The 12,495-nt window shown below is 62.1% G+C and carries 3 protein-coding genes; 1 reads left to right on the top strand and 2 read right to left on the bottom strand.

From position 1 onward, the window contains the following. Nucleotides 1-2: 2 nt before the first annotated feature. Together HDG39_RS32005 and HDG39_RS32000 are read right to left on the bottom strand one after the other, a co-directional pair. Nucleotides 3-245 (bottom strand): flagellar biosynthetic protein FliQ, encoded by a 243-nt coding sequence (locus HDG39_RS32005; protein ID WP_260321071.1) that lies wholly within the window; start codon nt 243-245, stop codon nt 3-5. Nucleotides 246-479: 234 nt separating this feature from the next. Then, nucleotides 480-1,658 carry a tetratricopeptide repeat protein gene (locus tag HDG39_RS32000; RefSeq protein WP_184011920.1) on the bottom strand — a complete coding sequence of 393 codons (1,179 nt, stop codon included), beginning with the start codon at nt 1,656-1,658 and terminating at the stop codon, nt 480-482. Nucleotides 1,659-1,942: 284 nt separating this feature from the next. Between HDG39_RS32000 and HDG39_RS31995 the strand changes: the two genes are divergently transcribed. Then, nucleotides 1,943-12,495: hypothetical protein (locus HDG39_RS31995; RefSeq protein ID WP_184011918.1), on the top strand; the 10,553-nt coding region annotated here is incomplete at its 3' end.

The raw sequence follows: 12,495 nt of genomic DNA, 5'->3' as shown, positions 1-12,495 counted from the left end.
TGTTAGCCCAGATCAGGAATGCTGCGGAAAAGCGACGCTGCGAAACCGGTCAGACGCGCGAGCATCCACGGGGCGAGCGAAACCGTCACGATGACGGCGACCGCGAGCTTCGGCACATAGCTCAGGCTCATTTCCTGCAGCTGCGTGACGACCTGAAAGACACTGATCAGCAGACCGACCACGAGCGTGGCAATAACAATTGGCCCCGCAATGAGGAAGCTGTTCCAGAACAGCTGCGTCATCATTTGGAGTGCCTGGTCTGCCGACATGGATGAGGTCCCGTGTTTAAGTGGGCCGCATTATGGGGAGTTTTCTTTCGAATTGGAAGCTGTGAAATTGAAAATAGTAAGGCAAACGAATCAAAAATGAATGTAATCAGAGAGGTAGATGCTTATATCAAAATAGTCGATCGTCATTTATTTTTAGGATAGCTTCTATTTCGCAGATGATCGACTATTCGCGAAAAATTAGGCGTTTGCCTATTCCAGTTCTTGTGACGATTTGTTAAGGGGAGGGGTCTTATTGCTCCGGCTCACCTTTCTCGCGATCGCTTTTGCAAGCGAATTGCCTTGTGGGTCCAAGGGCCGATTCAATGCCGCATCGAGGACTTGACTCGCTGTAGTTTGATCGCCTGCGGAGGTGCTGAGCAGACTCTTCGCAAGCGCGGCGGACAGACACTCGGGGTCCAGCCGCAACGCCACCTTCGTATGCGCACGCGCCTCGTCGAGTCTGCCTTCCCGCAGCGCCACGATGGCCAGTGCGCCTGGGGCTTCGGCAAAACCGCGATCTAGGTGAGCGCCTTGTTCGAAGCGCGACCGCGCCAGTTGTAGATCGCCATTGAGCAAATGGGCCCAGCCGGCCGCAATCCAGGAGCCCGCATGGGTGCGGAACGATTCGGATGCGGCGTCGATGTATTGCGCGGCCTGCGCGAAGCGGTGCTGCTCGAGTAGCACGAGCCCTGTGCCGAGAAGCGCGCGGCTGTGTGCCGGCTGGCTGCGCAGCGCCTCCTCGAATAGCGCCATAGCGTCGAACTCGCGGCCTTCGCCGAGTGCCAGCAAACCAGCTATGGCGAGACCGTCGGGAGAGCTCTTTGCAAGAGACGCGAACTGTTGCGCGCTGTCGGGATGTCCGGCATCGAACAAAGCAGCGGCGAGGAGTCCGCAGACTTCGATGCCGGTTTCCGGATGATCCGCATACCGCTTGCCAACTTCGATGACCTCGTCAAGGCGGCCTTGATGGTGAAGCGAACGCATTTGGAGCGTGATGGCTTGCGGAATCGTTGTCAGCACGCCTTCATCCAGCAGCGCTAGCGTTTCGTCGAAAGCGCCGAGCATGGCGTGCGCATAAGCTTTGTTATAGCGAATCGCGGGATGGCTTTCACCGTTCGGTAACGCGGCGAATGCCCGGAGCGCGTCCTCGAATTTGCCACGAGCCATGGCACACAGTCCACGCAGATGCATCGACTCAGGCGGCACCGCACCGAGCGCTTGCTGACGTGCGAGCAGTTCATCGCATCGTTCGAATTGCTGTGCGTCGTATGCGCACGCGGTGGCGTCTCCTAGCAACGACAGGTTGTTGGGGTCGGACTCAAGGAACGCAAGCAGCCGGGTCAGTCGGGCAGATGCCAAAGCAACGGCGTGTTCGGAAGTGGAGTTCATTTGGCGTCGGGTGTTCGCTGCGTCGGTGGACAAAGCCGAAAGTGAGGGATCGGAAGTGAGTAGCCCTTTTCTAGCATAGCAGTCTGGAATTGCTGCGGGATCCTTATTGCGAGATCAGGCCGGCAATCGCCGTCACAATTTATGCTTCATCGCACGCAAGGACGCACGAGATCCTGAGCGCCTGAGATTTTCGCTAAACAGTTCTAAAAATCTTCGGACAACTTGTTCGGAAGCGGTTCGGGAAACCAATCGCGCAAGGCTTAACGAACAAGTACGGGGCATAGATGGTAGCGATCGTCACGGGCAATGGTTTGGGGTTGCAGTCGTCGTCGGCATTGGGGCTTGGATCACTGGGCCAGATTGGTGACGCGGCATTGGGACAGACAGGCGAGCAGCTCTACGTGAATGCGGCGACCGGCAACCTCGTCATCCGCAGCCAGGACCTGATGCTGCTTGGCGAGGGCGTGAACGGAACGATTTACCGCGCCTATAACAGTCTCGGGCAGCTATCGGACGATAACTGGCGCCCTGGCGGCATGCGCATCGTCGATGGTCTCACGGGTATGCTGAACACGGCGGGCAGCACGGTCACGCGCACCGACTGGGATGCTTCCGCCGTGACCTACGTGTACGACGCCACACGCAATCTGTACGTCGCCAGCGGCGGCATCAGTACCGGTGCGCGCGCCACGCTTGCCTGGGACGCTTCGTCGGGCACCTGGAACTGGAGTGATGGAGCGAACCAGCTCACCGAGGTTTATGACGCCGCACAGGGTGGACGGCTCGCCGCGGGGCGCGACCGCGCCGGCAATACGGTCACCTACACGTACAACGCGGCGGGACTGCTCTCGCAGGTCTCGATGGCGAACGGAGAGGTCACGTACCTGGACTACAACGGCGCGAACCAGCTCACCGGGCTGCGCAGCGTGTACCGTGACGGCGGCGGCCAGGCGAGCGCGACCACCACACGTTATACCTATGACAGCCAGGGGCGGCTTGCGCAGGTGATTGTCGACCTGAGCCCGGACGATAGCAGTATCGTCGACGGCAACGTTTTCACTACTAGCTACACCTACGACGGCACGAGCGGCCGGGTAGCATCGATCGCGCAGTCCGACGGCTCGAAGGTGGCCTTCACCTACGTCCTCGTGGACGGCGGCTACCGGGTGGCGACGATCGCGCAGACGGACGATGCGGGCCGCCCGCAGGTCACGACACTCGCCTACAACGTCGCGACCGGGGTGACCACGCTCACCGATCCGCTGAACAACATCACGCAGTTCACATACGACACCGAAGGACGACTCACGAAGATTTCCTATCCACTGAACAATAGTACCGCGGGCTTTCGCCAGTTCACCTATGACGCGAGCGGCAACGTACTCAGTGTGCTGGTGTTCGACCACCCGGACCTCTCAGTCGACTATACGTACGACGCGCGCGGTAACGTGACCCAGGAGCGCAGGGGCGACGGCACGACCATCATCCGCACCTGGGGGGACCGGAACCAGCTGCTCACGCAGACCATCAGCCCGACCTATCAGCCGCTCACGACGCGGTACATCTACGATGATCTCGATCACCTGCGCTTCGTGGTAAGCCCCGAGGGGCGCGTGACCGAATACCGGTATAACGCGGTGGGCCAGCAGGTCTCAGTGATCGTGCACGGCGGTGGCTTCTATACGGGCACGGGAACTGGTGAAGCGGATCTGGCGGCCTGGGTCGATGGGCTGGCCGATAAAAGCCAGGGCACGCGCACGGATGTGGCCTACGACTTCCGGGGCAACGTGGCGAGCGTGACGCAGTATGCACGGCTGCTCACCGACGGCACCGGTGACCCGAATGTCGGGAACGGACTCTCACAGACGCGCTATGTGTACGACCCGTCCGGGAGGCTGCTGCAGCGCTACACAGGCACTATCGGCAGCCAGCAGGCCGAGCAGTTCACCTACGACGGACTCGGACGGCTACTGTCGGCCACGCGCCAGGACGGTGTCCTCACGCTGTATCGCTACGACGATACGCAACACCAGACGCTCGTCACGTTCAGCAACGGCCTCACGCGCATCTCGACATACGGCGCGTTGGGCTCGCTTATCAGTCAGACCGACACGCTGGCGGGCCAACTGCTGTCCAGCGAGCGCTTCGTGTACGACGCGCTGGGCAATCTGCGCATGATGACCGACGCGAACGGGGCGCTCACGTATTACCTGTACGACGCGGACGGGCGCCGCGTCGCGCAGATCGACCCGAACGGCATGCTGACTGAATACGGCTACACGAATTCGGGACTGCCCCGCACCACCACCCGCTATGCGACACCGGTGAGCGCTGCGGCGCTCGCGAAGCTGACGGACCCGAGCGGGCGGCCTGTCGAGACCACGCTCGTCAATGGCCGCCCCAGGCAGCTCGATCTGGACAATTCGGGGCTGCGGCCGGCGGCGAACAGCCTGGACCGCACCGACTGGCGGGTGTACGACGGCTTCGGCAAGCTCGTGCGGACGGTGGCTGCCGATGGCGCGACGGTAGTCTACGCGTATGACCTGCGCAACCCGCAGGGGCAGGTGATCAGCGAACTGCATTATGCGACGCTCGCCGATGTGGCCAACGCGCCGACGGGCAACCCGCCCGTGACGCCCGCTGCCAGCAGCGCGGACCGCAGGACGCGCTATTTCTATACGGCCGACGGGCTGATCGCCGCTCAACTGGACGCCGAGGGGTATCTGACGGAATACCGTTACAACGCGGCGGGCGAGCGTACCGAAACGATCCGCTACGCGACACCCACTCCGACCAGGTATCGCTCCTCCGGGACCCTCGCGGACCTACGACCCGCAGCGGACGCCCAGGACATTCACGCGTATTACCTGTATGACGCACGAGGGCTGCTCACCACGGAAATCGATGGCGAAGGGTACCTGACGAACTACACCTATGATGCGCTGGGCAACGTGGTGGAGCGCACGCGCGGCCTGCGCCTCATCACCACGCAGCTGGGCGGCCCGCAGCAGGTGGCGGTGAGCTTCCAGGCAAGTGGCACGGCCGGCTCGGTGGTCGAGGTGTGGATCGACGGCGTGAAGACCGGGGCCGTGACGCTCACGTCGTCGGGAAACGCAACCTATACGCTTAGCGCCGCGAACGTTGTGCCCATCGCGAACCACACGGTCGAATTCCGCAGCGCGTCGGGCGCGAACGTCATCGTACGGAACGCGACGCTCGGTGAACGCGCGTTTGCGGCTGAGGTGGGCAGTGCGAGCCTGATCGCCAACGGCGCGCAGACCAGCGCACGCTTCGTGGTGGACCGGGCAGCGATGGTGCTCGCGTGGGCGGTGTCGCCCGGCGAACTGGAGCGCACCACGTACGCCTACGACGCGATGGGACGGCTGACCGGACGCAGCCTGTATTCGGTGAGCGGCGACGTCACCACACGCTACACCTACGACCGCGAAGGCAACCTCAACGGCGAGACAGTGGATGACGGCACCGGCCCACGCGCCTCAACCTACCGCTACGACGCGCTGGGACGGCTTACGGGACAACTGACCGGCGAAGGCAGCGCGGCGCTGGCCGCGCTGGGCGCGAACTCCACTCAGGCCGCGGTCGACGCGGTGTGGAAGTCGTGGGGCGTCACTTACGCGTACGATCCAGCAGGGCGCCGCACATCGATGACCGATGCAAACGGCAACACGACGCTCTACTACTACGACGGCGGTGGGCGCCTGACGCACGTGGTCAACCCGATGGGCGAAGTCGTCGAGTACCGGTACGACACGTTCGGCGATGTGACGCAGACGCTTGTCTACGCGAGGCGCGTTGCGACTGGCACACTGGCTAGCCTTGCGGGCGGCGTGCTCACTGATGCGCTCAGGATAACGTTTGCCGAACTCGAGGACACGAACGCGAGCCGCACGACGTTCAGTTACAGTACGTCGGGACGCCTGCTGCAGAAGACGGACGCGCTGGGCTTCTCGACCGGCTATGAATACAACGCGTTCGGCGACCAGACCTCCGTGGTGCGCGATATCGCTGCGGGGGTGCGCGTGCTGAGCTCCTCCGCCTATGACAACCGTGGCAACCTGATCCAGCAGAGTGAGGACGTGGGCGGCCTGAACCTGCTCACCTCCGCGATCTACGACGCCTTCGGGCGCCTCACACAGTCCACCGACGCGAACGGCGTCGTGCGCAGCCAGCAGTACGACCGCAGCGGCAATACCGTGGTGGTCACGGATGGCACCGGCGCGCGTTCGGGTATGACCTATGACGCGTTCGGCAACGTCCTGACCCGTACCGATGCGAACGGCCATACGACGACGTGGTCGTATAGCGCTTTCAACCGCGAGGTTACGGTGACCACGCCCGAGGGAATCGTCACCGGCTCGTCGTTCAATGGATCAGGGCAACTTGTCACCCTGACCGACGGCAGGGGCAACGCGACACGCTACGCGTACGACCTGGACGGCAACCTCACAGGCGTCACCGATGCGACGGGTGCCACCGTCACGCGCAGCTACGATCATGCAGGAAACCTGATCGACACGGTGGATGCGCGCGGCACTCACACCACGTACAGCTATGATGCAGCCGACCGCGTGCTCACGCGCACGCTTGATCCGGCCGGTCTGAACCTCACCACCCGGTATGAATACGACGCGACGGGACAGACGACCCGCGTGACGGAGCCTTCAGGGGTCGTCACCGAAACCCGCTACGACGCGGGTGGCCATGCGGTCGGCGTGACCACCGATGTAGGTGGCCTGAACCTGCTGACAACCTTCACCTATGACGGCCTCGGCAATGTCCTTACCGTGACCGAAGGTGCGGGCAGCAGCAACCCGCGTGTCACGCAGAACGTATACGACAAGGCGGGGCGGTTGACCAGTACGGTCGTCGACCCGGCAGGACTCAGGCTCACAACGGGCTACGCATACGACGCCAATGGCGATGTCGTGTCCGTGACCGATGCGGCGGGGGGCGTGACACGCTACGTCTATGACGCGGAGGGCAGGCAGACGTGGTCGGTCGGGCCAACCGGGGCACTCGTCAGGAATGTCTACGACGCTGCAGGCCGGCTGGTATCGCGCACAGCCTTCGCGAACTCCCTGGGCGACTTGCCCGCCACAGTGTCCGAGGCCTACATCACGGGCCACCTGACACTTCAGCCACTGTGCGACCAGACCACGCAATATGTGTACGACGCGGACGGCCGCGTGCGCTACGTGATCAACGCGCTGAACTACGTCGCCGAGAACATCTACGACGCCAACGGCAATGTGATCAGCACGATCACCTATGCGAGCCCCGTCAATATAGCGGGTGCGCTTACCGCCGACGCCGTTGCCACAGCGCTGAGCGCGCAATCGGATCAGGCGCATGCGAGCGATCGCACGGCGCGCATGGTCTATGACGTGGCAAACCGGGTGACGGCCAGTATTGACGCGCTCGGCTTCGTCACGTCCAACCGTTACGACGCAGGCGGCAATCTCCTCGAACGCACGCAGTACCAGACGCCGTATGCGGGGGCCGGCATTCCAGACGCCTCGACGCTGGAGCTCTGGCTCGCCTCACCTGACGTCGGGAGGCCGTCCGGGGATCGCACGACCACGTGGATTTATGATGCCGCCGCCCGGCCGGCCTATGTGATCGATGCCGAAGGCTACGTCACGGAGCAACGTTACGATCCAGCGGGCCATCTGCTGACGACCATCCGCTACGCGGACAGATACGAAGCGGCGCGCAGCGCCAGCCAGAAACAGGCTGCCGCACTTCTGCCGCAAATCACTCCGCCTACGGCGGCCGAGACGGGATACGACTATGACAGCGCTGGACGTCTGACGAGCACGACGAATGCGGCAGGCGTCGTCACGCGCTATGAACTTGACGCGCTGGGACGCGCGGTGAACACGAGCGTCGCCGATGGTCTGCCCGAACAGAGCGTCACACATGCGGTATTCGACGCAGCTGGGCGCATGATCGAACAGACCCGCGCGTACGGTACGTCAGTCGCTGCGACATCACGTTACACGTATGACGGGATGGGACGTGTGACCGCAGAGACCGATCCACGGGGGGTGGAGCTTTCCGAGCGGGACACCGCCTGGGCGCTTGCCGAGCGCAAGGCGCGTGGCTATGTCGACGCGAATGGCGAGGCGCTCGAGGCAGCAGCGCTCAGCCCCAGCCAGCGGAGCAATCTGCAGGCGGCGTATCGCACGCGCTGTATCTACAACGCGAGGGGTGATCTACTGGTTACGGCCGATGCGCTCGGCTATATAACCAGTAACACCTATGACGCTTTCGGCAATAGGGTGACGGCGGCCGACCAGAACAGGAACATCACCCAGATCTCCTACGACGTGCTGAACCGCGCGGTGCGGGTCGTCTCGCCGACGGCGAGCATCGTGCTGACCGAATACGACGCGTTTGGCGATGCGGTCAAGGTGACGCAGGATACGAAGGCGGTCACCCGCATGGAGTACGACCGGCTCGGCCACCTGGTGAGGTCGACCGACGCCGAGGGCTACGGCGAAATCTACGCGTACGACGCATTTGGCAACCGCACCAGCTATACGAACAAGGTCGGCGGGCAGTTTTCTTATACGTATGATCGCCGTGGACTGATGCTGTCGGAAACACTACCGGTTACTTCGGGTGGCAAGGCGGTTGTCAACACGTTCGAATACGATGCGCGCGGCAATCGCATCGCGACGATCGAAGCGCAGGGGCTCAAAGAGGAGCGTGTTACGCGCTATGGGTATGACCTGCTTGACCGGCAGATCACGCTGACCGGCGTGTCGGTGTACCAGGCTGGCTTTCCTGCGAGCACGACCGAGACACGGGTCTATGACGCGCAAGGCAATCTCACATCGATTACCGACGCGAATGGACATACCACCACGTTGTACTACGACGTGGCGGGCCGAAAGACTGCGCAGGTCAGCCCGACCGGCACGCTGACGCTGTGGACGAACGATCCAGTAGGCAACGTGGTAGTTACCCAGGTCTACGCGGATCCGGTCGTCGCACCAACTGGATCGCAGGCCCCTGAGCCGGTCGATCCGAGCCGTGTGCGCGAAACGCGATACGTCTACGACGCGGATAACCGGCTCACTCAGTCCCGCGTGCAGAATGTAGCGACAGGCTATTTCGATCCGAGCGCGGGTGACGACGCGCGGGGCGAATACTTCATCACGTCTGGCAGCGAGCTGGTGACGACGTGGGAATACGATGGTTGCGGCCAGGTTACCGCGACCGTCGATCCGGCCGGCAACCGCACAACCTACTTCTATAACAAGGCCGGACAGAAGACGCTCGAAATCGACGCGAAGGGATTCGGCATCGCGTACACGGTGAATGCTCAAGGCAACGTCACGCAGGAAACGCGGTTTGCACTGCCGTTCCCGGACCCGGTTTCGGCGAGTGCCTCCGTCAATACCATCGTCAGCGCGTGGCCCCGCAGCGCCGACGATCGCATCACCAACTACACCTGGGACAACAACGGCCGGTTGCTGAGAGAGTCGCGCGTCGGCGTTGAGTTCGCGAAGGTCGACGCCAACGGCAAGCTCGTGCAGTCGACCGGTGACGCCACGTCGAACTATTCATACGACGGAGAGGGGCACCTGCTGCGCAAGGTCGACGCGAACGGCAGCCAGTACGACTTCACCTACGACGCGCTCGGACGTCTGACGGGCGAGATGCTGCCGCAGTTCGCCGACTATCAGAACCGGCAGGTGCGCGTCACCACGATATACGACTACGACGGCCTGAACAATGTCGTCAGGGAAACCCGCAAGGGTGAGTCGGACCAGGTGACCACGTACCTCTACGACGCGGGTGGTCGACTTCATTCGAAAGTCAACGCGCTGGGTGTGGCGACGAATTTTCGGTATGACGCCGTGGGCAATGTCACGAGCGTCTTCTATCTACGCAGCGATGTGGACGGGAACCAGCGGCTCGACTCCACCACAATCACCTATGACGCGGAAAACCGCGAAATTTCGCGCGTCACCCAAACGAGTGACGCAGCGACGGGTGCACAGGTGTCAACTGGTGCACTGATCGAGCAGCGCTACAACGCGTATGGCGAAGTGACCGGACGGCGTACGGGGGGCGGCGGCGCGAACGGTGAATGGCAGGAATATGCGGACTATGACAACGCCGGCCGGGTGGTGCGCACGAACTTTGATGACGGGGTGTCGCATCTGTTCATGTATGACCGCAATGGCAATGCGACGCTGAAGGTCGAGTCGATGGAGAGCGATCTGCGCTATCGCGTGATCACGACCGGGGACGATCTCGTCGCGCTGCTGCAGAGCGTCGACATGATGCAGACTTACACGCGGTATGACGCGCGCAACCAGGTGATTCAGATCCGGCAGCCGAAGACGTCGGGCGGGATACCGACCATCAGCTTTAGCCCGGTCGATATTCCGATCGATGGTGGGGTGTTCGCGAATACTGAATTGAGCATCTCGGGGTGGATCGATTCGTCAGCGCGGCCGGTGACGGCGCCGACGTTGCCGCTCGTCAACGGCGATGCGGGAATGCTGGATGCAGACGGAAAGGTTAGCGTGACAGGCTCCTGGTCTGTGAACAAATCTGAGGATAACGGCGATATCAGCGTGAGCAGCCTGGATTTTTCTTTGCCTGACTTTGCGCAGTTGTATGGTGCTTATAACGTTGAGGTTCGCGTGAGCTATACCGCCTCCGGATCCGAATGGCAGATCCGTGGTGGACAGGATCAGGCAGCGTTTGCGCAGCCATTCGGCAGGCCGTCGGGTACGGCTTGGTCAGCCGTGGTGCCGATGAATGCGACGCAGGTGAGCGTACCGGTCAACTGGCGTTCGGGTCAGCTTTGGTTAAATGGCTTTTTTGTCGATTCAAGCGTGACCTTTACATGGACCGCTGAAATCTACGTGACGCCGCTCAGCGCGGGATCGGGTCCAGTGCTCGCGGGTACGGTTTCGCAGTCGGCGCAGCTCATCAACTTCAGCAACGGCCAGGCCGTGATCGGAAACAGTGATGTGCTTGACGCCAGTGCTCCGCTGCAGGTCGCTTCAGGCTTGCTGAGTGTCGCGCGCAATTCGCTCCCGGAAGGAACTCTGGGCATGCTGTACTACCGTCGCGCGGGATCGACAGAAACATTTTTGCCGCTTCCAAAGAGTTCGAGCAGCCTCCCAAACTCGTTTACCGTCGACACCAGCGGACTGCCGGACGACGACTATGAGGTGATCTTCATTGCTGTCAGCGATGGTAGTTACGGCGAGGCGGGGTCGTTGCTTCGGCGCGATGGCTATAGGCTTCACATTTCGCATACCGACGGTCCGAAGATCGAATTAGCCGACCTTCCTGCGGCGTCGCCAAGCTCACGTCCCGGCTTTACCGTCGATGCGTCAGGAAACTATATCTGGGCAGCACCGCAGTCGCTGAATATCTTTGGCATACGAAGCACAGAAGGAAAGCTGGCGGACTATATCGTCGTGCGCCTGCGCGACCCGAACAATCCAGGTTGGCAGCTTGACTATCCGGTCTGGCGCAATCCGATCACCGGCGGGTTCCAGATCGACATGGCGTCGCTAGGCGGCGGAGTCTATGAGATATCGCTCGACCTGTTCGACTCGGCCGGTGCACAGATCGATGCACTGCGCGGCACGATCAATTTGCCGGGCAATGGCCAGTCGCCGTCGTTCGCGCTCGGCTACCTTGTGGACCTGAAATCGACTGTGGTGTTTCATAGCCAACCGGCCGGCACGGACCACATGGTCGTGTCGTGGGAGCAGGACGGCACCACGCAGTACACGACGTTGTCCGGCATGGCGGGCGACTTCCTGTGGGACACAACGAAAGCGGGATTGCAGCCTGACTCGGTCTATTCGATCAGGTTCACCGCTTACGACACGGCGGGCCGGCCGCTCTCGATGGGTCAGGGCGACATCAGGATCGGCGTCAACACGGATTCGGGCGTGACGCTGACGGGCAGCGCACTGCCGTCGATCTTCCAGTTTTCGCCGACGGACAGCAGCGGCGCGCCGCTTACGAACGTCGATACGATCACGCTGTACTACCGCGAATCGACAAAGCAGGATGATGACTATGATCGGCCGTTCAAAACGGCGATCCTCACTCGCGACGCCGCCGGTCGCTTCCTGTTCGACGCGGGCGATCTGCCGACGAACGTCGAGTACGAGTACCGCTACCTCGCAATGGATGCCACCGGCAACGTGTTGATGGAGCGGCAGAGCTACTTCCTCACCGGCACGCGCAATAACCCGGTCACCAATGTCGACATCGTCGGTGTGATCGAGGAACTGGCGAAGGACATGACGATCGACCGTCTGCAGCAGCACGACGCGTTCGGTGAGGTGTCGGCGGAGAGGGACGGGCGCGGCAACTGGACCTACTCGTCGTATAACACGATGGGTTCTCTCACGCTCAAACGCGAGCCGACTGTCATGGTCACGCTGGAGAACGGGGCGCAGATAGAGATGGCTCCGCTCACCACGTACTACTACGATCTGACCGGTAACCTCGTGGGCCTGAAGGATGCGAACGGTCATCTGAGCACCCAGCAGTGGAACTACGGTCTCGCGCAGCCGGCGGTGGCGCAGTCGTGGGATGCGATGGGGTATAGCAAGAACTTCTCGTATGACGCGGTGGGAAATCTGCGCGTGTCGACCGACGAGCTGGGACGACGCACCGATTACACGTACGACAGGGCCAACCAGCTGATCGAGATCGCCCGGCCGGTGTTAGCCAACGGGCAGCGCAGCATCGACCGCTATGAGTACGACAGTGCGGGTAACCGCATTGCCCACACGGACGCGTTGGGCGGACGCGAACGCAT

Source organism: Paraburkholderia lebeckiae, from assembly GCF_014201005.1.
Lineage (GTDB): Bacteria > Pseudomonadota > Gammaproteobacteria > Burkholderiales > Burkholderiaceae > Paraburkholderia > Paraburkholderia tuberum.
The sequence above is the reverse complement of the archived record's forward strand: the minus strand, read 5'-3'. Positions and strand labels throughout refer to the sequence as shown.